We start from the raw sequence: 25,950 nt of genomic DNA on the forward strand, positions 1-25,950 counted from the left end.
ACGCCGATTTCCCTGGCCGCACCGATGCGGATGGTCCGGAGCGAGGTTCCTGCCTGCGGGAGCGGCCCGACCGCATCCGAGCCGCTCCCCCATCGATGCCCGCGGTCAGTAGGCGCGAGGCAGTCCGAGCACCTTCGACGACACGTAGTTGAGCACCATCTCCTGGGAGAACGGCGCGTTGCGCAGCAGGCGCACCTCGCGCCACAGCCGCTCCACGTGGTACTCCTTCGCGTAGGCATAACCGCCGTGCGTCGACAGCGCGCGGTCGCACGCCTCGAAGCCCGCCTCAGCACCCAGGAACTTCGCCGCAGCCGATTCGGGGCCGCAGGGCTGGTTCGCGTCGAACAGCTCGGCCGCCTTCATCGCCATCAGCTCGGCGGCTTCCAGGCGGATCCACGAGTCGGCCAGCGGGTGCGCGACCGCCTGGTTCTTGCCGATCGGGCGGTCGAAGACGACCCGGTCGTTGGCGTACTTCGTGGCCAGCTCCAGCGCGGCCCGGCCGAGGCCGATGCCCTCCATCCCGACCACGGCGCGCTCCGGGTTGAGGCCGTCGATCAGGTAGTAGAAGCCCTTGTCGACCTCACCGACGACTTCGTGGTCGGCGACTTCGAGGTTGTCGATGAAAAGCTCGTTGGAGTCGATGGACGCGCGGCCCAGCTTCTCGATCTCCCGGACCGTGATCCGCTCCCGGTTCAGGTCGGTGAAGAACAGGGTCATGCCGTGCAGCGGCTTGTCCTCGCGGCGGGGCGAGGTGCGCGCCAGCAGCAGGATCTTGTGCGCGTTCTGCGCGTTGGTGATCCACACCTTCTGACCGTTGACCAGCCAGCCGCCGTCGATCTTCTCCGCGCGGGTGGTGATCCGGGAGGTGTCCACACCGGCGGTCGGCTCGGTGACGCCGAAGGCCATCAGGATCTCGCCCTTGGCCAGCTTGGGCAGCCACTGGCGCTTCATCTCCTCCGAGCCGTGCTTGAGGATCGGCGCGGGCGGGAAGACGTAGAAGTGGATCGCCGAGCCGCCGCTCATCCCGGCACCGGAGGCGGCGATCTCCGACATCATGACCGCCGACTCGGCCAGGCCCAGGCCGATCCCGCCGTACTCCTCCGGGATCATCGCGCCCAGCCAGCCGCCGTCGGCGAACGCCTTGACGAATTCCCACGGGTACTCGTGCTTGCGGTCCTTGTCCAGCCAGTACTCGTAGTCGAACTTCCGGGCGAGCTCGCGGGTCGCCTTGCGCACGACCTCGACGTTGCTCTCTTCGCTGGAGGTCATCGTTCTCCTTCTGCAGGTTCCCTGGGTTTCCCGGCTCAGGAAGCGGCGGGCTCGACCGCGGAGCGCTTGAGCATCAGGCCGGCCCGGTCGGCCGTGCAGACCACCTCGTCCCGCTGGTTGATCCCGTAGTGGCGGAACTGCACGATCCCCGAGTCGTCGCGGCTCTTGGACTCCCGCTTGCTCACGATCTCGGTGCGCACGTGGATCGTGTCGCCGTGGAACACCGGCTTCGGGAACTTGATCTCACCGAAGCCCAGGTTGCCGAGCGTCGTGCCCTGCGTGGTGTCGGGCACCGTGATGCCCGAGACCAGCCCCAGGATGAACAGGCTGTTCACCAGCCGCTGCCCGTAGATGCTGTTCTTGCTGTACTCGGCGTCCAGGTGCAACGGTGCCAGGTTCAACGTCAGCGTGCTGAACAGCACGTTGTCGGCCTCGGTGACCGTGCGGCGCGTCGCGTGCTCGATCACCGCACCGGGCTCGAACTCCTCGAAGTAAAGACCGGGCATGGCGGACGTCCTTTTCGCTCGCGGGACTGGTGACCGGCGCCGTCCGAAGTCCTCGGACGGCGCCGAGTGCGCGACACGGGCAAACCGACACCCTCGCCGGGGAGCGCCGGAGACCCGCCGTTCTGCCGTGCACAATATATAATGTTTACACCGGTGACGCTGTGGCGGTCAAGACGCCTCTGCCCACGCGGAGGGAGTGGACGGAACCCCGGAAGGCCAGACCTCCGCCTCGCATCCTGCAACCGCCGAGCCTCTAACCCATGCCACCCCGGATGGGACTGGACCATTTGGCGATCACACACCGGCCAGGTGAAGAATGCGCAGGGAGCGGCGCTGAATGCATCCGGAATCCCGATCTCCAGCACGGATCCCCCAGTCCAGCCATTGCCTTTTAATATATTTTATATAGCATTGGTCTAGCAAAAAGGACGTCCCAACGGAGCGAGGTCACGGATGCAGCACAAGCCCCTCGAGGACATTCGGATCCTGGAGCTCGGAGGCTACATCTCCCTGCCCTACGCCACCTCCCTGCTGTGCGCGCTGGGCGCCGAGGTGGTGAAGGTGGAGAAGACCGTCAACGGCGATGACTTCCGGCGCCTCGCCAACGATCAGAGCCCCTACTTCGCCCAGCACAACGCGGGCAAGCGGAGCCTGTCGGTCGACATCAAGACACCCGAAGGCGTCGCACTGGTCAAGGAGCTCATCCCCCGGTTCGACGTGGTGCTGGAGAACATGCGGCCCGGCAAGGTCGCCGCCCTCGGCCTCGGCCCGGAGGAGTGCAAGGCGCTCCGGCCCGATCTCGTCTACGGCTCGGTCACCGGGTTCGGCAACGGCGGCCCGCTGGAGAACCGGCCGGCCTACGACACCATCGGCCAGGCCTTCGGCGGCATGTACTCCGTGCTCAGCGACGACGGGGCCGTCCAGCTGTCCGGGACCATCATCGCCGACCTGGTCACCGGCCTGACCACGGCGACCGGCGTGCTGGCCGCGCTGGTCGGGCGCCTCAGCTCCGGAGTCGGGCAGCGCGTGGACACCTCCCTCATGGAGGCGATGAGCACCCTGGCGGCCGACGCGCTGGCCCAGTACTACGACACCGGGACCAACCCCACCCGGCAGACCCGGCACCCGCAGGCGCAGAACTTCTGCCTCGAAACCTCTTCCGGCGAGTTCCTCGTGGTCCACCTGTCCTCCTCCGAGAAGTTCTGGCGCAGCCTGTGCGGCGCGATGAACCGACCGGACCTGGCCGAGGACGAGCGGTTCGCGGTCTACCGGGCGCGCGAGGCGAACTACTTCGAACTCGTACAGCTCGTGACGGCGGAGTTCGCCAAGCGTCCGCTGGCGGAGTGGGAGAAGCAGCTGACCGAGTTCGACGTGCCCTTCGCCCCGGTGCTGAGCATGGCCGACTACGTCTCGCACCCGCAGGTCCAGTGGCTGGAGATGCTGGAACCGGAGCCGGAGGAGAACGGCCTGCACCTCCTGCGTCCGCCGTGGCGGTTCGACGGCGTGCGACCCGAGCGCGACGGCGCCGCGCCGCGGGTCGGGCAGCACACCCGGGAGATCGCCGCCGAGGTCTACGACGAAGACCGCATCGAGGCCCTGCTGGCGCAAGGGGTTCTGTTCGCCGACGGCGAGCCGACCTCGGCCGATGCCGAGCCCGCCAGCGCCAACGGCTGCTGACCCGCTCACGAGTCCGCCCGCGTCCGCTACGGCGCGCGGGCAGGCTCGTCGGTGAACACCGGCCTTTCACCTTCCCCCGAAGGAAATCCCGAACAACATCGGATGGAGGAGTTCCGTGGTGGCCGATGATCCGGGCGCCCGCGTGGAGTTCCGCGGACTGGACGGCATCAAGCTCGTGGCCTCCCAGTGGGAACCGGAGAGTCCGCTCGGAACGGTGCTGCTGCTTCACGGTGGCGGTCAGACGCGGCACTCGTGGGCGCGTACCGCGCAGGTCCTCGCCTCCCGGGGCTGGACGGCGATCGCAGTGGACGCCCGCGGGCACGGTGACAGCGACCGCTCCCCCGGCGGCGTCTACACGCTGGACCACTTCGCCGGGGACGTCCACAGCATCGCGCAATCCTGCGACCACCCACCCGTGCTGATCGGCGCTTCGCTGGGCGGGCGCGCCTCGCTGGCGCTCGCGGGCGACCACCCGGAGTCGATCTCGGGCCTGGTCCTGGTCGACATCGCGGCCCGCACGGAGGAATCCGGGCGCTCGAAGGTTCGGGAGTTCATGGCCGGCGCCCCCAACGGCTACGCCTCGCTGGAGGAAGCCGCCGAGGCCATCAACGCCTACAACCCGAGCCGGAGGCGTCCGCGCAACCTGGAGGGTTTGAAGAAGAACCTCCGGCTGCACGCCGATGGACGCTGGTACTGGCACTGGGACCCGGCGTTCCTCGACTACGCCGAGACCGACCTGGACGAGGCCACCCGGCGGCTGAACGCAGCCGCGCGCAACGCCACTGCACCGACTCTGGTCGTGCGGGGAAACAAGTCCAACGTCGTGACGCCCGAGGCCGTGGCGGAGCTGCTGGAGCTCATGCCGACCGCCCGCGCCGTCGAGGTCGCCGCCGGGCACATGATCGCGGGCGACGACAACGACGTCTTCGCCTCGCACCTCTTCGAGTTCCTCACCACGGACGTCCTCAGCGGACGAGCCGCGCCGGCCAGGCACTGAGCACTCCACCAACGTCGTGTGACCCAAGCCACGTTCAGGATAAAATATTTTACATTATGGATAAGACAGTCGATAGTGCTGGTATGGCAGTTGTGAGCCCCGAGGACTTCGAACCGATCCTGGCGCACGTGCGGGACTTCGTCCGCACGAAGGTGGTCCCGCGCGAGCAGGAGATCATGGACACCAACGCCATCCCCGACGACCTGCGCGAGCTGGCCGCGGAGATGGGCCTGTTCGGCTACGCCATCCCGCAGGAGTGGGGCGGGCTCGGCCTGGACCTCACCCAGGACGTCGAGCTGGCCATGGAGTTCGGCTACACCTCCCTCGCCCTGCGCTCGATGTTCGGCACCAACAACGGCATCGCGGGCCAGGTGCTGGTCAACTTCGGCACCGACGAGCAGAAGGCCACCTGGCTCGAGCGCATCGCCTCCGGTGCGGTCGTGGCCTCCTTCGCCCTGACCGAGCCCGGTGCCGGTTCCAATCCCGCCGGACTGCGCACCAAAGCCGTCCGCGACGGTCAGGACTGGGTGATCAACGGCAGCAAGTGCTTCATCACCAACGCTCCCCTGGCCGACCTGTTCGTGGTCTTCGCCCGCACCCGCCCCGCCGACGAGTCCGGCCCGGGCATCGCCGTGTTCCTGGTCCCTGCCGACACACCCGGCCTGGAGGTCGGTGTCAAGGACAAGAAGATGGGCCAGGAAGGCGCCTGGACCGCCGACGTCACCTTCACCGACGTCCGCGTCCCCGCCGAGGCCCTGGTCGGCGGGAACGAGGACGACGGCTACCGAGCCGCCATGACCTCGCTGGCCCGCGGTCGCGTGCACATCGCCGCGCTGGCCGTCGGCAGCGCCCAGCGCGCCCTCGACGAATCCGTCGCCTACGCCGCCACCGCCACCCAGGGCGGCACTCCGATCGGCGAGTTCCAGCTGGTCCAGGCCATGCTCGCCGACCAGCAGACCGGCGTGATGACCGGCCGGGCCACCGTCCGCGACGCCGCGCAGCGCTACGTCAGCGGTGAAGACCGCCGCATCAGCCCCTCGGTCGCCAAGCTCTACTGCACCGAGATGCTCGCCAAGGTCGCCGACCTCGCCGTCCAGGTCCACGGCGGCTCCGGTTACATGCGCGAAGTCCCGGTCGAGCGCATCTACCGCGACGCCCGCCTCCTGCGGCTCTACGAGGGCACCAGCGAGATCCAGCGGCTCATCATCGGCGGTGGCCTCGTCCGAGCCGAGCGGCGCAAAGCATGAGCGCGCTCGCGGAGAAGGTGCGGGACGCGACGACGCTGCTGTTCGTCCCAGGAGACCGGCCGGAACGCTTCGCCAAGGCCGGGGCATCCGGTGCCGGGCTGGTGGTGCTGGACCTGGAGGACGCAGTCGCGCCCGACCGCAAAGCGGAGGCTCGTGCCCACGTGGCCGAGTGGGTGGCCGGGAACCACGAGTGCGCGGTGCGGATCAACCCGCCGGGCACCGAGTGGCACGAGGCCGACCTGGCCGCGTTCTCGACGCAGCACTGCGCGGTGATGCTGCCGAAGGCCGAGGACGCCGAGACCGTGCGGGAGGTGGCCGACGGGCTCGGCGGCTCGCCGCTGATCGCGTTGATCGAGACTGCGCAGGGCGTGCTGGACGCCCGGCACATCGGGCGCGTGGCAGCGGTGCAGCGCCTCGCGTTCGGCAGCTTCGACCTGGCCGCTCAGCTGGGCGTCGATCCAGGGGACCGCGAGGCGCTCGCCGCTTCCCGGAGCGCTCTGGTGCTCGCGTCGGCCGCCGTGGGACTGCCCGGACCGGTCGACGGCGTGACCGGCGATCTGCACGACGACGAACTCCTCACCGACGACGTCCGCCACGCTCGGCTGCTCGGGTTCACCGGGAAGCTCTGCGTGCACCCGAAGCAGGTCGCAGCGACCACCGCAGCCCTGCGCCCGACCGACGACCAACTGCACTGGGCGCGGGAAGTCGTCGACGCTGCCGTGCAGGGCGGCGTCGTCGCGGTACGCGGACAGATGATCGACAAGCCGGTGGTGGAACGGGCACGACGCGTCCTCCGCCAGGTCGCAGAAAGGAATCCCCGATGAAGCTCAGCCCGGACGAGCAGCAGATGGTCGCGCTCGTCTCCGAGTTCGTGGACGAGCGGGTGCGCCCGCGGGTGCGCGAGTTCGAAGAGGACGACATCTACCCCGCCGAGTTCATCGACGAGATGAAGAAGCTCGGCTTCTTCGGGCTCCTCGCGCCCGCCGAGCACGGCGGTGTCGACGTCAGCACCGCCTGCTTCGCGCAGATCACCGAGCAGCTCGCGCGGGGCTGGATGAGCCTGGCGGGCGCGATCGGCGGTCACTCGGTGATCACCTACCTGATCAAGACCTTCGGCACGCCGGAGCAGCGGGAGCGCTACCTCCCGGCGATGGCCGAGGGCACGATCCGGGCCACGATGGCGCTCACCGAGCCCAGCGGCGGCAGCGACCTGCAGGCCATGCGCACCCACGCCGTGCCGGACGGCGACGGCTGGTCGATCACCGGGTCCAAGACGTGGATCTCCAACGCGGCGCACTCCGGGCTCGTCGGCCTGCTGTGCATCACCGACCGCGAGGCCGAGCCCGCCCACCGGGGCATGAGCGTGCTGCTGGTCGAGCCCGGTGACGGTCTCGTCATCTCCAAGAAGCTGCCCAAGCTCGGGTATCGCGGTGTGGAGGCCTGCGAGCTGGTCTTCGACTCGATGCACGTGCCGGATTCCGCCGTGCTCGGCGGGACACCGCACCAGGGCTGGTCGCAGATGATGCGGGGGCTGGAGGTCGGGCGAATCCAGGTCGCCGCACGGGCGCTCGGCGTGGGACAGGCGTCGCTCGACGCGGCCGTCCGCTACGCCCAGGAGCGGGAGTCCTTCGGCAAGCCGATCTGGAAGCACCAGTCCGTCGGGAACATGCTCGCGGACATGGCCACCAAGATGCGCGCCGCCCGGCTGCTCACCATGGACGCCGCCGAACGGCTCGACGCCGGTGACCGGACGGACATGGAAGCCGGGATGGCGAAGCTGTTCGCCTCGGAAGCGGCGATGCAGGTGGCCCTCGACGCGATCCGCGTGCACGGCGGCTACGGCTACTCCAAGGAGTTCGACGTGGAGCGCTACTTCCGCGACGCGCCGCTGATGATCGTCGGCGAGGGGACCAACGAGGTCCAGCGCAACGTGATCGCGGCGCAGCTCATCGCCCGCAACAAGATCTGACGCCAGGAACGGAGCTGACATGTCACAGCCACTGCTCGACGGACGCACCGCCGTGATCACCGGAGGCGCGCAGGGCATCGGGTACGCCATCGCCGAGCGCTTCGTCGCCGAAGGTGCTCGCGTCGTGCTCGGCGACATCGACGGGATCTCGGCCGAGGTCGCAGCCGAGAAGCTCGGCGGCGCGCGGGTCGCCAGGGGCCTTCGCTGCGACGTGACCGCCGGGTCCGATGTGGATGCTCTGCTGGCGACCGCCGTCGACTCCTTCGGTTCGCTCGACGTCGTGGTCAACAACGCGGGCATCACCCGCGACGCGACGATGCGCAAGATGACCGAGGAGCAGTTCGACCAGGTCATCAACGTGCACCTCAAGGGCACCTGGAACGGCACCAGCAAGGCTTCGGCCATCATGCGCGAGCAGCGGCGCGGGGCGATCGTCAACCTCTCGTCGCTGTCCGGCAAGGTCGGCATGGTCGGTCAGACCAACTACTCGGCGGCCAAGGCCGGCATCGTCGGCCTGACCAAGGCCGCGGCCAAGGAGATGGCCCACCACGGGGTGCGGGTCAACGCGATCCAGCCCGGCCTGATCCGCACCGCGATGACCGAGGCGATGCCGCAGAAGGCGTGGGACCAGAAGATGGCCGAGATCCCGATGGGCCGCGCCGGGGAGATCTCCGAGGTCGCCTCGGTGGCCCTGTTCCTGGCCTCGGACCTGTCGTCCTACATGACCGGCACCGTCCTGGAAGTGACCGGCGGGCGCTTCATGTGACCCGTGGTCCCGGGGCGGCCCGACGCCCCGGGACCACGTGCTCCTCGCGGCCACCACAGGAGAAAGGATCCCCGTGCTCCGCACCTTCACCTCCCTCGCCGAGGTCGAGGCCGCGTTCGGCGACGAACTCGGCCCGACCGAACCGCTCGTGATCACCCAGGAGCGGATCGACGCGTTCGCCGACGCCACCGGCGACCACCAGTGGATCCACACCGACCCCGCACGCGCCGCGAGCGGTCCGTACGGCAGCACCATCGCGCACGGCTACCTGACCCTCTCGCTGCTCCCCCACTTCGGCAGACAGCTGTTCGCTCTCGACTTCGGCACCGCCCGGATCAACTACGGCGTGAACAAGGTCCGCTTCCCGGCCCCGGTCCCGGTCGGATCCGCGCTGCGGGCCAGGGCGACCTTCGCCGACCTCCGCGAGAGCGCGAACGGGGCCACCTTGACGACCCGGTACACCGTCGAGCGCGAAGGTGCGGAGAAGCCGGCGTGCGTGGCCGAGATGCTGGTCGTGCTGGTGCCCTGATCAGACGTTGTGCGCATTCGACCTGAACCGGAGGCGACAGGCATGCCCGAGCGCTCGAACCCGTTGCGGGGCGGCAAGTCCCGGCGTCAGCAGCTGCCCGAGGAGGTGGCCAGCTACGTGCGGGAGCTGATCATGACCGGGCAGGCCCGGCCGGGCGAGTTCCTCCGGATGGAGCCCATCGCCGAAGCACTGGGCGTGAGCAACACCCCCGTTCGCGAGGGGCTGCTCGCGCTGCGCAGCGAGGGCTTCGTCCAGCTGGTCCCCCGCCGGGGCTTCGTCGTCGCCCAGGTCTCGCGGCAGGACGTGCACGACATGTTCTGGACGCAGGCCCAGTTCGCCGGCGAGCTGGCCGCGCGGGCCGCGCGCCGGATCACCCAGCAGGAGCTGGCCGGGCTGGCCGCGATCGACGAGGCGTTCACCGAGGCCTTCGAGGCCGGCGACCAGGACCGCATCACCAGCCTCGGCCACGACTTCCACCGGGCGATCAACCTGGCCGCGGACTCGCGCCGGCTGACGCTGCTGTTCGGTTCGGTGGTCAACCACCTCCCGAACCGCTTCTACGCCTCGCTGGAGGGCCGGGTGGCCACCACCGGCCACGACCACACCGAGCTGTTGAAGGCGCTGCGCGACCACGATCCGGAGCGGGCGCGGTCCATCGCCGAGAAGCACATCCTCGGGGGCGCCGAGGGCGTCATCAAGATGATCGAGGAACGCGCCCTGTGGGCCGTCCCGGACGAAGCGCCCTGACAGGCGGGCGGGGTTGCGCACCCCGCCCGCCCCTTTGTCAGAGCGGCCACTGCACGTGCTTTACCTCGAAGAACTCGCGGAATCCCTCTTCGCCGCACTCCCTGCCGATGCCGCTGTAACCGGGGCCTCCCCACGGAGCGTCGTCCCGCCTGCCGCCACCGCCGTTCACCGTGACGGTGCCCGAGCGGATGCGGCGGGCCACGGCGATCGCCTCGGCCGTCGGTCCCCACACGTTGGCGTTGAGCGCGTACCGGGAGTCGTTGGCGATGCGGATCGCCTCGTCGACCTCGCGGTAGGGCATCACCACGCCCACCGGTGCGAACAGCTCCTCCTGGGCGATCTCGTCGTCGTTGTCGACCCCGGTGAGCAGCGTGGGCCGGAGGAAGTTCCCCCGGTCCAGGCCCGCCGGGCGGCCGCCGCCGGTCACCACCTCGGCGCCCTGCTCGACGGCGCGCGACAGGTATCCCGAGACGTTCCGGTGGTGCTCGGCGGTGATCAGCGGCCCGATCGTGGTCTCCGGGCTGTGCGGGTCGCCGACGACGAGCCCGCTCATGAACTCGGCGGCCTTGGACACGAACTCGTCGAAGTCGGCCTCGGGCACCAGCGTCCGGGTGGTCGCTCCGCAGGCCTGCCCGGCGTTGCGGCAGAACCGCAGCACCGACGGCCGGACCGTCGCCTCGACGTCGGTGCCGGGAAGCAGGATGTTCGGCGACTTCCCGCCGAGCTCCAGCAGCACCTTCTTCAGCGACGGCGCGGCCAGGGTCAGGATCTTGCTGCCCACCGCCGCCGATCCGGTGAAGCTGACCATGTCCACCTCGGGCGCGCCGACCACCTGCTCGGTGACCGCGGGCGGGCCGAACACGAGGTTCACCGCACCCGCGGGGAAACCGGCCTCCTCGATCAGCTTCACGAGAGCCGTCGTGCACAGCACCGCCTTCGGCGACGGCACCAGGACCGCCGGGCAACCGGCGGCGAACGCCGGGCCCAGCTTCCACGCGGCGAGCACCAGCGGGACGTTGTAAGCGGTGATCGCCGCAACCACGCCCGCGGGCTCGCGCAGCAGCATGCTGCTGGAGGCGATCGGGTCGTGGTGCAGCGGCAGGTGCTCCTCCCACCCGTCCCTCGGCCCGCGCCGCGCCGCTTCGGCGTACCACCGCAGGACCTTGACCGGCCCGTCCACGTGCAGCTCCGCACCGCTGAGCGGGGAACCGACCTCGATCGCGGTGAGGCGCACGAGCTCGTCGCGGTCCCGCTCCATCAGATCCGCGAGCCGGTGCAGCAGGTCGCTGCGCTCTCGTGGCCCGAGCCTGCTCCATTCGCCGCCGTCGAACGCGCGCCGAGCAGCCGCGGTCGCCGCCGCGGCCTGCGCCGCGGACGCGGACGGGGAGATCGCGATCTCCTCGCCGGTGGAGGGATCGACGGACCGGATCTCCGGTCCCTCCCCCGTCCACCACTTCCCGTCGACGTAGCACGCGGCTTCTCGCACCGGCGCAATCGCAGTCATGCCGTCTCCCTCCGAGCGGAGAATCGGGGTCCGAGTCTGATCAGCAGCGGGCGAATTCCTTGGTGTGCAGGAGGAATTCCCCTCGAAAGCACCGAGCCCTCCCGAGAGCGGTGGGCGATGCGCGCGGCAGCGCGGCCGGACCGGGATCTCGCGGAACGCGGGCGCTGCTGAGACAAACGTTGAACAAAATATTTCATGTGCCCGACCGACCGTCAACAGCTCCGAAGGGAGCACCGCGTGGACAGCTCCGCATCGGAGATATTATATTGTGCATCACATGTGATTAGGCCAACGATGGGGTGATCCTGCGTGCGCCGCACTTCGACGCATCTCGCCGCACGGCCACGACCGGAGATCGCGGCGTCGTGGGACCGATCGCGGTTGAGCGGACTGCACGAGAACGCCGTGCCGGAGATCGAGCACCATCCGGTCGCCGCGGAAGGCTCCCTGGTCCGCGCCGCACGCCCGGTGCTGGAGCAGGCGAGAGCCGAATTCGACGGGACTCCGGTCGGAATCGTGCTCGCCGACCGCGGCGCGCAGGTCCTCGACGTGCAGTTCGCGGACCGGTCGGCCGGCCTAGCGCTCAGCGAGCTCGGTGTCGTGCCCGGAACCCGGTTCAGCGAAGAGCAGGTGGGGACCAACGCGCTGGGCACCCCGCTGGAGACCAAGCAGGGGCTGCTCGTGCGCGGGCCCGAGCACTTCCTGGCCGCGTTCCGCACCTTCACCTGCTACGGGCATCCGATCGTCCACCCGCTCACCCGCCGGGTCGAAGGCGTGCTCGACCTGTGCGGCGCCGCAGGCGCGGACAGCGCGCTCTTCCCACCCATGGCCCGGCGTCTGGTGCGCGACATCGAGAACCGCCTCCAGCTCCGGGCCGGGGTCGCGCAGCGCCGGTTGCTGGCGGAGTTCCAGGCAGCGGCGCGCCGTCGGGGGCGTCCGGTCATCGTCGTCGGGCACGGCCTCGTGCTGGCCACCCCGCCCGCGCTCGACCTGCTCTCCCCCGCCGACCACGCAGCGGTGCGGACCTGCGCCGAAGGGACCGGCACCCGCAGCGGGACGGCGAACCACCTGCTGACACTGGCGTCCGGCCGGGTCGTGCGGCTGAGGTGCCAGCCGGTCGAGGCGACGGACGGGTTCCTGGTGGACATCGTCCCGGAGCAGGACGGCCAACCCGACCGCCCCGGTTCCGGCCGTACCGCCAGCTGGCCGCTGCTGATCGTCGGCGAGAGCGGCAGCGGTCGCACCACCGAGGCGCGCAAGGCCGCCGGTGCTGCGGCAGCCGTGCTCGACGCGACCGACGTCGTGCGGCAGGGCGAGCAGTCGTGGGCCGCGACCGCCGCAGCGCTGCTGGAGGACGACGGCCCCGCAGTGATCGTCGAGGACGTCCAGCTGCTGGCCGAACCGATGACCACGCTGCTGGCCAAGCTCCTTCGCCGCACGGAGCGCGACGTCGTGCTGACAACGACGCCCGGCGACCACCTCGACGGCGTGCATGCAACGCTGGTCTCGGCGTGCGACTCCCGCCGCGATCTGCTCCCGCTCCGCCGGCGCAGGCACGAGATCCCGCAGCTGGCGGAGCGGGCGCTGGCCGAAACCACCGGCTCCGACCGCGTCCGGCTGACCTCCGACACCTTGCACGTGCTGGCCACCCAGCCCTGGCCCGGGAACTTCACCGAACTGCACCGAGTCATCCGGGCAGTCGCCGGAACCCGCTCGGCGGGCGACATCATCCCCTCGGACCTCCCCGCGTCGCACCGCACCGCGCCCGCACCGGCCTCACCGTTCCGGGAAGCGGAGCGGGAGGTCATCGTCGCGGCCATCGAAGCAGCGGGCGGGAACAAGCTCCAGGCCGCCCGCGCGCTCGGCGTGAGCCGGTCAACGCTCTACAACCGGATGCGCGCCCTGCGAATCCGGTTGTAGACCTCTCCGGCCGAGCGCGGCCGGTGTTGCCCGGGCAGCACGGAATACACATTGTTCGCTACTCGCTGCGGCTCGACGTCGTGCCCGGCACCCGGCCGATCCGGGCTCGTCGACTCCGCACGTCGTGGGATGTCGAGGTGGACCATGGGGCCTGAGCAGATGCCGCTCCCCCGCCGCGGAGAGCCCTTGGTGCGCGGTCGCGAACCCGGCCTCGACTCCGCTCTGGAGCGGAGTTTCCGGGATCTGTGCACCGACGTTCGGGGCGTGCTCGGCATCGACGTCCCGCAGCCGGGCGGCGACGTGCCCCCGGCGCGCGCGGTGAAAGCGGTGCTGGGCCGGCTCTGGAACGCAGTGCTGGGTGAAACGTTGCGCTGCACGCAGGACGGCACCCCATCCCCGGCCCGGCAGCTGGAGCTGCTCGAACTCCTCGGGCGCATCCGCGGCATCGAGTCGGAAGTGGCCGAGGCCCGGATCGGCCAGGGCCGGACCGATCTGCGCCGCGTCGCGGAGGCGCTGGCCTCGGTCCGCGAGGCGCGGACCGTCGACGACTTCCTGAGCCGGGTGCCCGAAGCCGGGTGCCGGCTGGGCTTCGACCGGGTCCTGGTCTCCCGGATCGAGAACTCCGTGTGGCAGCTGCACACCATGTGCGTCGTCCGCGAACCCCGGTGGGCCGAGGAGATCGTGGCCGCGGGCAAGGCGCAGCCGCCGCAGCTCGGCGGCGCGCTCATCGAGGCCGACGTGGTCACCCGTGCCAGGCCTTCTCTCGTCTTCGACGCGCAGAACAGCGACCGCGTGGACCGCAACCTGATCCGGGTCACCAGATCCGCCTCCTACGGCATCGCACCGCTCACCGTGCACGGCGAGGTCGTCGGGCTGCTCCACGGCGACTGCTACCACCAGCAGCGCGATCTCGACGTGACCGACCAGACCCTGCTGTCCTTGATGGCCGAAGGACTCAGCCACTCGCTGGGGCGCCTGAGCATGCTCGACGGGCTGGCCGCCCTGCGCGAGAACGTCGACCACCTGCTGACGCGGCCACCGACAGCGGCTCCCGCGCCTGCGGTGCCCGCAGCGCCGGTCGACGAGGTGCCGTTGACAGCGCGCGAGGCCGAGGTGATGGAGCTCTTGGCGGCCGGGCACTCCAACCGCCACATCTCCCGGCACCTGCGCATCTCTGAGAGCACCGTGAAGTCCCACGTCACCCACGTCCTGCGCAAGCTCGACGCCGCCAGCCGCGCCGAAGCGATCTCGCGTTGGCTGCGCCGATCGCGCTGAACCCGTTCCGCGATCCCGCGCGCGCCCTGGTCTCCCCGAGCGGACGGCCGACCTGTCCGAAGGTCTGAGAAGAACCAGGACCTTTCGGGGACGACTCGTCCGGGCCTCGTTCGCAGAATCACATGCGACACCGGCCGGGTTCGCAGCCCCGGTGGTGGCTTTCGAGGCCCGTCGCGAAGTGGGCGAGGGCGCAATCCGATCCGGCCGCGGCCGGATCGCACGCACGGATGATCGCGGAGGCGTGAGGTGACTGGGCAAAGAGGCTCCGTCGACTGGTTGGTCGGCATCGACGTGGGCGGGACGTTCACCGACATCATCGGGCTCAACCGGGTGACCGGGGAGATCCGCGACGGCAAGGTGCTGTCCACGAAGGAACAGGAAGTCGGCGTCCTGCAGGCGCTTTCCGCGATCGACCTGGCGGTCCCGGAAGTGGCGGAGATCGTGCACGGGCACACCGTGGGCATCAACGCGCTGCTCAGCCGCGCCGGTGCGACGACCGGGCTGCTGGCCACCCAGGGGCATCGCGACCTGCTCGACGTCGGCCGGATGCACCGCGAGTTCGGCAACCGGTTCTACGACCCCACCTGGCTCCGCCCGCACCAGGAGCGCCCGGTGATCGCGCGGCAGAACCGCATCGGCGTGCCGGAACGGGTGCTCCACGACGGTTCGGTGCGCGTGGAGCTGTCCGAGGAAGCCGTTCGCACAGCAGGCAAGGAGCTCGCCGCCCGCGGTGTCGAGGCGGTCGGCGTCTGCTTCATGAACTCCTACCGCAACGCCGATCACGAGCGGCGCGCGGCCGAGATCCTCGCCGAGGAGCTCCCGGACGCCTACATCCAGACCTCCCAGCTCTACCCCGTCTCCAAGGAGCACGAGCGGACGACGACGGTCGCGCTCGACGCCTACGTGGGTCCGGCGGTGGTCGGGTACCTGGAGCGGCTGTCGGCAGCGCTGGACGCCGCGGGCTTCGACGGCACCTTGTGGATCATGATGATGAACGGCGGCGTGGCGACCTACGAGGCCGCCGGGAAGGCACCGGTCTTCCAGCTGGTCTCCGGCCCGGTCGGCGGCGTCACCGGCACCATCCAGCTCGCCCGCGAGTCGGGCCGCGCCGACCTGCTGACCATGGACGTGGGCGGCACCAGCACGGACGTGGCGGCCATCGTCGGGGCCCAGACCCCGCTGACCGACCTGTGGACGCTCGAAACGGGCCTGACGCTCACGCTGCCGCTGGTCGACGTGGAGAGCGTCGGTTCCGGCGCGGGCAGCATCATCGCGCCGAACTCGCTGGGCCAGGTCACCGTCGGGCCGCGCTCGGCCGGTTCGAACCCGGGCCCGGTCTGCTACGGGCGGGGCGGCACCGAGCCGACCCTGACCGATGCGTGCCTGGTGCTCGGCGTCCTGCAGCCCGACCTGTTCGCCAACGGCAAGATCCGGCCCGACGTCGACGCCGCGCGCGCCGCCCTCGCCGAGGCGGGCAGGCGCTGGCACATGTCCGCCGACGAGCTCGCCGCGGCCGCCTACCAGGTGGCCTGCGAGGACATCGCCGCCAAGATCCGCACCATCTCGGTCTACCGCGGGCTCGACGTCCGCGAGTTCGGGCTGCTGCCCTTCGGCTCGGCCGGGCCGATGCTGGCCGACCGGGTCGGGCAGATCCTCGGCCTCGACAGCGTCGTCGTGCCGACCACGCCGGGCCAGTTCTCGGCGCTGGGCCTGCTGCAGAGCGACCTGCGCGCGACGAGCGCGCACTCGCTGATGATCCCGCTCCTGCCGGACAACGCCGAGGACATCGAGGCCGGTTTCGCCGCGCTGGAGCGCAATCTCACCGCCGATCTGGTGTCGCAGGGCGTGGACGTCGAAGGGCTGATGTTCGACCGCGCCGTGTTCGCGATGTACCGGGGCCAGACCTGGGACAACCGACTGCCCATCCCGAGCGGTCCGGTCACCGCGGAGTCCGCAGGTGCGATCGCCACCGACTTCCACGCCTTCTACCAGGACTCCTACGGATTCTCCGCGGCCGAGATCCCCGTGGTGGTCTCCACCGTCGAGGTCACCGCGGTCCTCCCCCGCCCGCACAAGGTGCCCGCGGCGGCGCCCGAACCCGGCGAGTCGCTGCTCGGCCACCGGCCGGTGCTCGTACCGGGAACCGGTGAGCGGGTGGACGTGCCGGTGCACGTCCGGGAGCGGCTCCAACCCGGCGAGCGCGTCGCGGGTCCGGCGCTGGTGGCGGAGAAGTTCGCCACAACGCTGGTGCTGCCCGGCCGCAGCGCGCACGTCGACGAGCACGGCCTGCTGATCATCGAGAGCGACCGCTGAGGAGCGACCCATGACCATCTCAGCCGAAACCACCGGCGCCCCCGCGGAGTTCGAGCTCGACATCCTCCGCTACGGCCTGATCGAGGTCGCCAGGGAGATGAACGACGCGCTGATGCGCAGCGCGTTCTCCCCGGTGTGCCGGGACATCCTGGACTGCACGACCGCGATCCACGTGCGCAGCGGCGACGGGTGGGAGACCGTGGCCCAGTGGGAGGGCTGCATGCAGCACGCCTTCACCTCCCCGCACATCGTCAACTTCGCGATGGACGACTTCGACGTCGACTCGATGCAGCCCGGTGACGTCATCTTCGTCAACGACCCGTGGCGCGGGACCATCCACCAGTCCGACGTGAACCTGCTGCGACCGGTGTTCGTGAACGGGCGCGCGGAGTTCATCCTGCACTCGACCTCCCACCTGGTCGACCTCGGCGGCCCGATCCCCGGCGGCTTCGCCAACGGCACCCAGACCGCCTTCGAGGAGCAGCTCAAGCTGCCGCCGACGCTGCTGTACGCCAACGACGTCCCGGTCCGGCCGCTGTTCAACTTCCTGCTGGAGAACAACCGGGTTCCGCACCTGGTCCTCGGCGACCTCCGCGCGCTCTACGGCTGCCTGGTCGTGGGCGAGCGGCAGCTGCGGGCGCTCATCGAGCGCGGCGGCCTGGAGAAGGTCCAGGCCGCCGGGCGGTACGCGATCGAAGCCACCGAGCAGAGCATGCGCCGGGGCATCGCTGCCGTCCCCGACGGGGACTACACGGTGGAGGACTTCCTCGACGACGACGGCGTCACCGACGAACCGATCCCGGTGCGGGTCACCGTGAAGGTCCGCGGCGACAGCATGGAGATCGACTTCTCCGGATCGGGCAGGCAGCCGCTGGGCAACTGCGGCACGGCCTGGTGCGAGGCCGTGCGGTGCATCGAGGCGGTGAAGCTGATGGTCGACCCGAGCACCCCGGTCAACAGCGGCACGCTGCGCCCGATCGAGACCATCCTCCCGCAGGGCAGCGTGGTGTGCGTGCTGCCGCCGTCGAGCTGCTCCAACCACGCCGACATCGGCCCGCGGTGCATCAACGCCGTGGCGAGCGCGCTCAGCGAAGCCGTCGGGGACCGCTCGATCGCCTGCGACACGGGGACCGCGCTGGTCATCAGCCTCGGCGGGATCGACACCCGCCCCGGCCACGAGGGCACGCCGTGGGGCGCCTTCGCGCTCACCGGCGGCGGCTGGGGCGGAACCTGGAAGGAGGACGGCGTCTCCTTCTGCGTGACGCCCATCGGCAACTGCCGCACCTCCGTGCAGGAGCACGTCGAGATCGAGAGCCCGCTGATCATCGCGCAGCACGAGATGGTCCTCGACACGGCAGGCGCCGGCCAGTACCGGGGCGGTCTGGGTTCGGTGTACACGCTGACCGCCCAGTCCGACACGATGGTCACCGTCACCTGCGACCGGGTCCGCACCGGTGCGCCCGGCGCCGCCGGAGCCGGGGCCGGCGCTCCCGCCTTCGGCTGGTACATCCCGGACTTCGACCTGCAACGGCACTCCGATCCGCTCGACCTGCGCGGACTGGAGCCGCTGTTCGGCATGTTCGACGACGACGGCAGGCCCGACCCCAACGGCGGCGAGTTCTGCAAGGGCGCCCGCTACCGCACCGGCAAGATCTCCGGTCTCGTCCTCAAGGCGGGCGACGCGTTCCGCTTCATCATCGGCGGGGGCGGCGGCTGGGGAGACCCGCTGCTGCGCGACCTCGACCGCCTCGAAGAAGACGTGCGCAACGGCCTGTGCAGCCCGGAGTTCGCGGCCCAGGCGTACGGAGCCGTCCTGTCCGGGGACCACATCGATCGCGACGCGACCGCGGCACGCCGAGCGGAACTCGCCGCGCTCCGCGAGCAGGGCCGCTGGTCGGTGCCCACCGCCACGCCGCTGCGCTGGACCATCTGAGAAGGAGATCCCCGATGTCACTCGACCGACTGCTCTTCCCGCGCCCGGAGACCCCGCGGGTCTCGGTGGAGCGGATCCCGGTGGACGCCACCTGCCCGTCCTGCGGCGGTACCGACATCGCCCGCTACCCGGTGGCCAACTACCAGGGCCCGCGGATGGTCGTGAAGTGCCAGGACTGCTTCACCCACCTGTCGGTGACCCGGCCCGAGCCCGCGGACAACTGGCCGGCCTGGCGCTCCCCCACCCGCGATTGGGCTCCTTCGCGCCTCGGCTGACCCCCGCACGTTTGATCAGGAAGAGGGCAGAGATGTCAGGATTGCTGGACGGCAAGATCGTTCTCATCACCGGAGCCGCGGGCGGGATCGGCCGCGCGACGTGCCTGCTCGCGGCCGCGGAAGGCGCGAAGGTCGCGGTGACCGACGTGTCCGCGGCGGGCGCGGAGAAGACAGCTGAGCTGGTTCGCGAGGCGGGCGGGGAGGCATTCGCTGCAGCCGCCGACCTCACCGACGGGGATTCCGTCGACGCGATGTTCTCCGCCGTCATCGACCACTACGGCCGCCTCGACGGCGCGTTCAACAACGCCGGGGTCAGCGGTGGGCAGGTCGGCCAGGGCGGCAAGCTCGTGGCCGACTGGGACGAGGACGCCTTCGACCTCGTGCTCGCGGTCAACCTCAAGGGCGTCTGGCGGTGCATGCGCGCCGAGCTGAAGCAGATGACGGCCCAGGGTCACGGGACCATCGTGAACACCGCATCGCTGGCCGGTCTCGCCGGGTTCAAGACCACCGCGGGCTATTCGGCGGCCAAGCACGGCGTCATCGGGCTGACCAAGACCGCGGCCATCGAGTACGCACCCGTCGTGCGGGTGAACGCGGTGTGCCCCGGCTACACCGACACCGACCTGATGAAGGACGCGATGGCCCGCGGTGGCTCGGCCATCATGTCCCGCATCCCCGCCGGTGCCCTCGGCCAACCGGGCAACATCGCCGAGATGGTGTGCTGGCTGCTCTCCGACCGCGCGTCCTACGCCACCGGCGGCTCGTTCGTCGTGGACGGCGGCTACATGGCGGGCTGACCACGCCCGGGTCCACAACGGACGGCGGGGAGCCGACCCGGCTCCCCGCCGTTGCGCTCAGCCGGTCAGAGCACCAGGAGATCGACCACGAACGAAGCGGGCAGGGCCGGGTCGCCGTCGGTGATCGCCCGCAGCAGCTCCTCGCTCCGATCGGCCCCCAGCACCGAGACCGTCAGGTCGCGGAACTTCGCGTCCAGATCGGCCTGCGAGACCGGGTTCTCCGCAGTGCCCAGCGGATTGTCGACGAACAGGTGCTCGCTGCGTCCGTCGCGGTAGGTGACGGTGATGTCGGCGACCCACTTGCCGGGGTGCGCGGTGTCGAGCTCCGGGTCGGGCGTGATGCGGATGCGGTTGGCCAGCTCCGCGATCTCACCGCCCTCGGACAGGTCCAGCCGCCCGTTGAGGTAGTCGTGGTGCGCGGTGAAGCCGTTGCCGCGCCCCAACAGCGACAGGGCGAACTGGAAGGGCAGGCTGTACTGGAGGTTCTCGATGCTCTTGGGCGCGTAGGCGTTCACGTTGCGGTTGCCCACGATGATGTTCCCGCCTGTCTGGATCCCCAGCTCGACGGACTCGACCTCATCGGCCCGCCCGGTCAGCTGCCGCGCTCCGTCGATGTAAGCGTGGTTGATGCCGCAGCAGCAGTACGGCTTGATCCAGAGCCGTTCGATCTCGAATGGCGCACCCGGCCCGAAGGCCGCCGCCGCCTCCTCGCCCACCTCCCGGCCGACGAAGGTGCGGAAGAAGCCCTTGCCACCGGTCAGGAAGCCGACCGGCCCGGTGAGGCCCGCTTCGGCCATCTCGGCGGCCCGGATGCCGTTGCGCGTGCCGATCCCCGCGTGCACTCGCTTCACCGAGCCGCCCGACGAGGTGTACTCGGTGGTACCCGAGCAGTGGCTCATCGCGATGGACAGCGCGTGCACGGTCTGTTCCAGGTCGAAGCCGCGCATCTTCGCCACCACCGCCGCGGCTCCGAAGTTCGACAGCACCGCGTGCGGGTGGAAACCGCGTTCCAGCAGCTCCGGCGCGGCGAGCACGCCGATGCGCGTGTAGACCTCGTAGCCCGCGACGATTCCCGCCAGCACTTCGCGCAGCGACGCGCCGATCTCCTCCCCGACTGCCAGCGCGGTCGGCACCACGCAGCTGCCGGGGTGGCTCGAACTGGCCCTGTGCGCGTCGTCGTACTCGAAACCGTGCCCGAAGGTCGCGTTCACGAACGCCGCGTCCGCAGCGCTCATCGCCTCACCGGAGGCGGTGACCCGCGCAGCGCCCGCAGCGTGCTGCCGCCGCGTCAGGTTCAGCACGACCTGGCTCCAGGACAGGTCCGCGCACCCGATCTGGACGGCCAGCTGGTCCTGCATCAGCCGCCGGGCTCCCTGCACCGCACCGGCCGGGAGTTCGTCGAACTCCAGCTCGGTGACCAGGCGCGCGACCGCCGATTCGACGGAGGGGATGTGCTGCATGAGGTGAAGTCTCGCTTCCGTTCCGGGTGTGACTGGTCTCGGAGTGCGCAGGGCCCGCACCACGCGATGCGGGCCGAGTCCCGTCAGGCGGTCGCCGGGCCGGGGAAGTCCGGGGCGCGGCGCTCCCGGTAGGACGCCACTCCCTCGACCACATCCGGACCGCCGAAGCCCAGGAACTCCAGCCCCAACGAGGCATCGAAGATCGGCCCCGCCTGCCGGTACCACTGGTTCAACGAGTACTTCGTCCACCGGATCGCATCCTGCGCACCCGCGCTCAGCTCCCCCGCGATCTCACGAGCGGTCGACAGCAGCTCGTCCTCGTCGGTCGTCAACGACACCAGCCCGACCCGCTCCGCCTCCTCGCCGGTGATCCGGCGGCAGGTCAGCAGCAGGTACTTCGCTTTGGCCATCCCGCACAACATGGGCCACACCGAAGCAGCGTGGTCACCGGCCGCCACACCGAGCCGGGTGTGCCCATCGACGATCTTCGCCGTCCGCGCCGCGATCGAGATGTCCGCCATCAGCCCGACCACCAGACCGGCGCCGACCGCGGGTCCGTGAATCGCAGAGATGATCGGCTTGTTGCAGGCGAGAATGTTGTAGTACAGATCCCGCGCCTCGCGCAGCACCCGCATCCGCACCACGTAGTCGGCGATCTGCTCCTCTACGAGGTCGAAGCTGCCACCCGCGGAGAACGCCTTCCCCTCGCCCCTGACGACGACCGCGCGCACCTCCGGGTCGGCGTCGATCACCGGCCAGATCTGCGGGAGCTGCGCATGCGCATTCGCATCCACAGCGTTGAGGTTCGGGGCGTTGAACACGACCTCCAGCACCCCCGGCTGGTGGTTCTCGAAGGTCAACGCCGAGAAATCCTGGTACTTGTCGAGCACTGCTCTCCCCTTCCGCACGCTGCTGGGGCCGGCGGCCGTGCTCGCGCACCGCGGGCCACCGGCAAGCCTGAACGGTACAATGAAAAATATATGATGTGTAGAATTTACCTCTATCCTGACCCGTGGTAGCCCCGGCACGAGCGCGGGCATCGCACTCGCCGACGGCGAATTGCCGCGCTACGTGCCGTACGCGGCGGTAACCTCGGGTATATGATGTTCCAGCAGTCCGTCGAGAAGCTGGAGTGAGGATGTCGGTTGCGAGCGACCTGATCGCAGTCCGCGGGAACAAGCGGCGGCAGCTGCCCGACGAGGTGGCCAGCTACGTCCGCGAGCAGATCATGTCCGGGCACTACAAGCCAGGCGCCTTCCTCCGCATGGAACCCATCGCCGAGGCCGTCGGCGTCAGCAACACCCCGGTCCGCGAGGGACTGCTGACCCTGCACAACGAGGGCTTCGTCCAGCTCGTCCCGCGCCGCGGCTTCGTCGTCGCACCCTTCACCCGGCAGGACGTCCGCGACCTGTTCTGGGCCCAGGCCAAGCTGGCGGGCGAGCTCGCCGCGCGAGCGGCCAAGAACATCACGCCCGAGCAGCTCACCAAGCTCGAAGCGATCATCGAGGAGCTGGAGAAGGCGGTCAAGTCAGGCGACAAGGACCTCATCGCCGACCTCGGGCACGCCTTCCACCGCGAGATCAACCTCGCCGCCGGCTCGCACCGCCTGGCGCTGCTGCTCGCGGGAATCGTCAAGCACATGCCCAACCGCTTCTACGCCTCGCTGGAGTCCCGGGTCAGCTCGACCAGGGAACAGCACCCGCTCATGGTCGAAGCCCTGCGCAAGCGCAGCGTGCGCAAGGCCCGGACCCTCATGGAAGAGCACATCGCCGAGAGCGCCGACTACGTGATCGAGATGCTCGAGGAGAGCGGTTTCTGGGACGACGAGGACTCCGAGGACTGAGCAGTCGCAACCCCTGACCCGAATCGCGCCCCGGAGGTCCTCGGCCTCCGGGGCGCGGGTGTCAGCTCCCGCCAGCCCAGGTCTCGAGCAGGCTCCGCAGGTCGAGCGGCTCCGGGCGCGGAGTGGCCGGTTCGCGTGGAGCGGTCCGGCTGAAGCGCGGTGCCGGAGACGGGTGCAGAGCTCCGCCGATCCGCTGGAACAGCTCGCGCTCGGCGTTGTGCGGGTCCTCGGCCGCCTCGTCGAACGTCAGCACCGGCGTGACGCACGCGTCGGTGCCCGCGTAGATCGCGGCCCACTCGGCCTGGGGCTTCGACGCCACCGCGGCGGCGATCAGTTCCCGCAGCTTCGGCCAGCCCGCCCGGTCGTGCTGGTCCGGCCAGTCGGCGACGTCGACGTCGAGCCGCGCGAGGAACTCCCGGTAGAAGTCGGCTTCCAGCGCTCCTACAGCGAGGTAGCGGCCATCGGCGCACCGGTAGGTGTCGTAGTACGGCGCGCCGGAGTCGAGCCAGTTCGTACCGGGCTCGTCGGCGAACAGGCCCGCGGCTCGCAGGCCCTGCAGCTTCGCCGTCAGCAGGGCGACCCCGTCCACCATCGCGGCGTCCAGCACCTGTCCGCGCCCGGATCCACGCGCCTCCAGCAGTGCGCAGACGATGCCGAAGGCGGCCACCGTCCCGCCGCCGGCGTAGTCGCCGAGCAGGTTGATCGGCGGCCGGGGTGCCTCGCCCGCGCGGGCCATGGCGTGCAGCGCACCGGACTGCGCGACGTAGTTGATGTCGTGCCCGGCCTGCTTGGCCATCGGGCCGGTCTGGCCGTAACCGGTGAGCCGGGCGTAGACGAGCGCCGGATTGCGCTCCAGGAGCACCTCCGGCCCCAGCCCGAGGCGCTCGGCCACGCCGGGGCGGTACCCCTCGACGAAGACGTCCGCGGCAGCCACGAGCTGCCGGACCGCCTCCACACCGCTTGACTCCTTGAGGTCGGCCTCGACCGCCTCGACGCCGCGGTTGGCCAGGTCGTGCTCGGGGCGCAGCCCGTCGGTGTTGGCCAGGGCGCGCTGCGACCGGTTGGCCGGACGGGTCACCCGGACCACTTCGGCCCCCATGTCCGCCAGGAGCATCCCGGTGAAGGGAACCGGGCCCATCCCTGCCAGCACGACGACCCGGACACCGGCCAGCGGCCCGCTCATGCTGCACCCCTGCTCGCGGCCGTTCCTCGGATCTCCAGAAAGCCCTCAACAGGGCCGGGGGTGTGCACAGCGTCGCTCCTTCGCCGGATGAATCTGGAATATTTTATATACAACATTCTTCGTCCGGCAACGAGATGCGCGGCGGCGCTTGAGCACCGCCGCGCACTCGCGACCCCGGTCAGCTCGCCGCGACGGGCTTTCCGGTCGGCACGCGGAGCATCGAGATCGCGATCAGGCTGACGAGCGAGCCCGCGACCATGTAGAGCGACACCGACACCGAGGTGTGGGTCGCCGCGAGCAGCGTCACCATGATGAACGGGGCGAAGCCGGCGCCGAGGATGTTCGCGAGCTGGTTGCCGATGGAGGCGCCGGAGTAGCGCACGCTGGGCGGGAACGCCTCGGCGAACAACGCGGTGCCCGGCCCGAACATCGCACCGACGGCGAGCTGCCCGACGGACGCCGCGAGCAGCATCAGCGGGAAGCTACCGGTCTCCATCAGCGGGAACAGCGCGAAGCTCCACGCCCCGGCGAACACCGCACCGCCCGCGTAGACCGCGCGCCGGCCCACGACGTCGGACAGGAACGCGAACCCGATCGTGCCCACCGCGAACGCGATCATCGAGAGCATGACCACGGTCAGCATGGTGTTCCGGCTGATGCCCAGGTCGCTGGTCGCGTAGTGCAGCATGCCGGTCACGATGATGTAGAAGGAGATGGTGGCGGGGATGAAGGTGAACGCGACCAGCAGGACCTGCTTGGGGTTGCGCAGCACCTGGATCACCGAGGAGCGCGGCTTCGAGCGCTTGCGCTCGGCCAGCGTCTCGTCGGCGCGGCGGAACTCCGGGGTGTCCTCGACGTAGCGGTGCACGAAGTAGGCGACCGGGAACATCACGAAGCTGAGCAGGAACGGGATCCGCCAGCCCCACGACCCGAACTGCTCGGGCGTGGTGATGTTGCTGATCAGCAGGAAGATGAGCGTTCCGCTGAGCATGCCGACGACGACCCCGAGCTGGGGCAGCGCACCGAAGAGACCGCGGCGGTTCGGCGGCGCGTTCTCCAGCGACATCAGGGTGGCCCCGCCGAAGTGCCCGCCGACCGAGATCCCCTGGGCCAGGCGGAGGATCACCAGGAGGACCGGCGCCACCACGCCGACGGTCGCGTAGGTCGGCAGCAGACCGATGAGCATCGAGGACACGGCCATCAGCATCATGGCGACCAGCAGCGCCGGCTTGCGGCCGAACTTGTCGCCGAAGTGGCCGAAGACCGCCGCACCGAGCGGCCGGCCGGCGAACCCGACCGCGAACGTGGCGAACGAGGCGAGGATCCCGGCCACCGGGTTGGCCGCCGGGAAGAACTGGGTGCTGAAGATCAGCGAGGCCGCGGTCCCGTAGATCAGGAAGTCGTAGTACTCGATCGACTGCGCGGCGATGGTCGCGAACAGCACCTTCCCCCACCCCTTGGCGGGAGCTTCCGACTCGACCGCCGGTGAGATACGCCCTTGTACCGTCATAGGTTCCCTCATCTCAGACGCGGAGGTCCACCGTGGACCGATGCCCGCTCGGTTCGGTGCTCGCCTTCCGGCGCACCGCGATGTCTGGACAAACTCGTTTTAATAGCTAAGGTTATTTCCCGGGAGAATTTCAGCCAACCGCCGGAGCGCGGGTTGTCGCGACCGGAGCTCCCTGCCGCCACGACCACCCTCACCGGCGGATCGGCACCGTGATGCCCTGGATCGGACAC

22 protein-coding genes are annotated in these 25,950 nt (G+C 70.1%); 15 read left to right on the plus strand and 7 right to left on the minus strand.

Annotated features, from left to right (window positions below; all coding sequences use genetic code 11):
- Nucleotides 1-105: 105 nt before the first annotated feature.
- Together OU416_RS09060 and OU416_RS09065 are read right to left on the minus strand one after the other, a co-directional pair.
- The gene (locus OU416_RS09060) at nt 106-1,269 is read right to left on the minus strand and encodes an acyl-CoA dehydrogenase family protein (protein ID WP_270926410.1); all 1,164 of its coding nucleotides are present in this window, start codon (nt 1,267-1,269) and stop codon (nt 106-108) included.
- Between the two features lie 35 nt (nt 1,270-1,304).
- The gene (locus tag OU416_RS09065) at nt 1,305-1,775 is read right to left on the minus strand and encodes a MaoC family dehydratase (protein WP_270926411.1); all 471 of its coding nucleotides are present in this window, start codon (nt 1,773-1,775) and stop codon (nt 1,305-1,307) included.
- Nucleotides 1,776-2,228: 453 nt separating this feature from the next.
- Between OU416_RS09065 and OU416_RS09070 the strand changes: the two genes are divergently transcribed.
- From OU416_RS09070 to OU416_RS09105, 8 genes are all read left to right on the plus strand, one after another.
- Nucleotides 2,229-3,452 carry a CaiB/BaiF CoA transferase family protein gene (locus tag OU416_RS09070; protein ID WP_270926412.1) on the plus strand — a complete coding sequence of 408 codons (1,224 nt, stop codon included), beginning with the start codon at nt 2,229-2,231 and terminating at the stop codon, nt 3,450-3,452.
- Nucleotides 3,453-3,570: 118 nt separating this feature from the next.
- Complete coding sequence (locus tag OU416_RS09075; protein WP_270926413.1) at nt 3,571-4,449, plus strand: alpha/beta fold hydrolase; 879 nt, start codon at nt 3,571-3,573, stop codon at nt 4,447-4,449.
- Between the two features lie 83 nt (nt 4,450-4,532).
- A complete protein-coding gene (locus OU416_RS09080; RefSeq protein WP_270926414.1) occupies nt 4,533-5,696 on the plus strand; it encodes an acyl-CoA dehydrogenase family protein in 1,164 nt (387 codons plus the stop codon).
- On the plus strand, nt 5,693-6,520 hold the full coding sequence (locus tag OU416_RS09085; RefSeq protein WP_270926415.1) for an HpcH/HpaI aldolase/citrate lyase family protein: 828 nt from the start codon (nt 5,693-5,695) through the stop codon (nt 6,518-6,520). The genes OU416_RS09080 and OU416_RS09085 overlap by 4 nt, the downstream gene beginning before the upstream one ends.
- Nucleotides 6,517-7,665 carry an acyl-CoA dehydrogenase family protein gene (locus OU416_RS09090; protein ID WP_270926416.1) on the plus strand — a complete coding sequence of 383 codons (1,149 nt, stop codon included), beginning with the start codon at nt 6,517-6,519 and terminating at the stop codon, nt 7,663-7,665. The genes OU416_RS09085 and OU416_RS09090 overlap by 4 nt, the downstream gene beginning before the upstream one ends.
- 19 nt (nt 7,666-7,684) lie before the next feature.
- Nucleotides 7,685-8,431: a 3-oxoacyl-ACP reductase FabG gene (fabG, locus tag OU416_RS09095; protein ID WP_270926417.1), complete on the plus strand. Its 747-nt coding sequence runs from the start codon at nt 7,685-7,687 to the stop codon at nt 8,429-8,431.
- 73 nt (nt 8,432-8,504) lie between these two features.
- On the plus strand, nt 8,505-8,960 hold the full coding sequence (locus OU416_RS09100) for a MaoC family dehydratase (protein WP_270926418.1): 456 nt from the start codon (nt 8,505-8,507) through the stop codon (nt 8,958-8,960).
- Between the two features lie 42 nt (nt 8,961-9,002).
- Nucleotides 9,003-9,707, plus strand: coding sequence for a GntR family transcriptional regulator (locus OU416_RS09105; protein ID WP_270926419.1), 705 nt, complete (start codon nt 9,003-9,005; stop codon nt 9,705-9,707).
- Nucleotides 9,708-9,744: 37 nt separating this feature from the next.
- Here the strand turns inward: OU416_RS09105 and OU416_RS09110 are convergent, their stop codons facing one another.
- Nucleotides 9,745-11,211, minus strand: coding sequence for an aldehyde dehydrogenase family protein (locus tag OU416_RS09110; protein WP_270926420.1), 1,467 nt, complete (start codon nt 11,209-11,211; stop codon nt 9,745-9,747).
- A 381-nt stretch (nt 11,212-11,592) separates the two neighbouring features.
- Here OU416_RS09110 and OU416_RS09115 point away from each other — a divergent pair, with 381 nt between their 5' ends.
- The 6 genes from OU416_RS09115 (at nt 11,593) to OU416_RS09140 (ending at nt 19,724) form a co-directional block, all read left to right on the plus strand.
- A complete protein-coding gene (locus tag OU416_RS09115) occupies nt 11,593-13,131 on the plus strand; it encodes a helix-turn-helix domain-containing protein (RefSeq protein ID WP_270926421.1) in 1,539 nt (512 codons plus the stop codon).
- 189 nt (nt 13,132-13,320) lie between these two features.
- On the plus strand, nt 13,321-14,406 hold the full coding sequence (locus OU416_RS09120) for a helix-turn-helix domain-containing protein (RefSeq protein ID WP_270926422.1): 1,086 nt from the start codon (nt 13,321-13,323) through the stop codon (nt 14,404-14,406).
- 246 nt (nt 14,407-14,652) lie between these two features.
- A complete protein-coding gene (locus OU416_RS09125) occupies nt 14,653-16,719 on the plus strand; it encodes a hydantoinase/oxoprolinase family protein (RefSeq protein ID WP_270926423.1) in 2,067 nt (688 codons plus the stop codon).
- A gap of 10 nt (nt 16,720-16,729) precedes the next feature.
- A complete protein-coding gene (locus OU416_RS09130) occupies nt 16,730-18,652 on the plus strand; it encodes a hydantoinase B/oxoprolinase family protein (protein ID WP_270926424.1) in 1,923 nt (640 codons plus the stop codon).
- A 14-nt stretch (nt 18,653-18,666) separates the two neighbouring features.
- Nucleotides 18,667-18,927 carry a hypothetical protein gene (locus OU416_RS09135; RefSeq protein WP_270926425.1) on the plus strand — a complete coding sequence of 87 codons (261 nt, stop codon included), beginning with the start codon at nt 18,667-18,669 and terminating at the stop codon, nt 18,925-18,927.
- A 32-nt stretch (nt 18,928-18,959) separates the two neighbouring features.
- Nucleotides 18,960-19,724: an SDR family NAD(P)-dependent oxidoreductase gene (locus OU416_RS09140; RefSeq protein ID WP_270926426.1), complete on the plus strand. Its 765-nt coding sequence runs from the start codon at nt 18,960-18,962 to the stop codon at nt 19,722-19,724.
- 65 nt (nt 19,725-19,789) lie between these two features.
- Here the strand turns inward: OU416_RS09140 and OU416_RS09145 are convergent, their stop codons facing one another.
- Together OU416_RS09145 and OU416_RS09150 are read right to left on the minus strand one after the other, a co-directional pair.
- Complete coding sequence (locus OU416_RS09145; RefSeq protein WP_270926427.1) at nt 19,790-21,184, minus strand: MmgE/PrpD family protein; 1,395 nt, start codon at nt 21,182-21,184, stop codon at nt 19,790-19,792.
- A gap of 83 nt (nt 21,185-21,267) precedes the next feature.
- Entirely contained in the window at nt 21,268-22,074 is an 807-nt protein-coding gene (locus OU416_RS09150) for an enoyl-CoA hydratase/isomerase family protein (RefSeq protein ID WP_270926428.1), read from the minus strand.
- Nucleotides 22,075-22,322: 248 nt separating this feature from the next.
- Between OU416_RS09150 and OU416_RS09155 the strand changes: the two genes are divergently transcribed.
- Nucleotides 22,323-23,027, plus strand: a complete 705-nt coding sequence (locus tag OU416_RS09155; protein WP_270926429.1) for a GntR family transcriptional regulator — start codon at nt 22,323-22,325, stop codon at nt 23,025-23,027.
- A 61-nt stretch (nt 23,028-23,088) separates the two neighbouring features.
- Here OU416_RS09155 and OU416_RS09160 read toward each other — a convergent pair whose 3' ends face one another.
- Nucleotides 23,089-24,210: a CaiB/BaiF CoA transferase family protein gene (locus OU416_RS09160; protein WP_270926430.1), complete on the minus strand. Its 1,122-nt coding sequence runs from the start codon at nt 24,208-24,210 to the stop codon at nt 23,089-23,091.
- 178 nt (nt 24,211-24,388) lie between these two features.
- Nucleotides 24,389-25,654, minus strand: coding sequence for an MFS transporter (locus OU416_RS09165; RefSeq protein WP_270926432.1), 1,266 nt, complete (start codon nt 25,652-25,654; stop codon nt 24,389-24,391).
- Nucleotides 25,655-25,950: the final 296 nt, after the last annotated feature.

The organism is Saccharopolyspora indica (assembly GCF_027853965.1).
Lineage (GTDB): Bacteria > Actinomycetota > Actinomycetes > Mycobacteriales > Pseudonocardiaceae > Saccharopolyspora > Saccharopolyspora indica.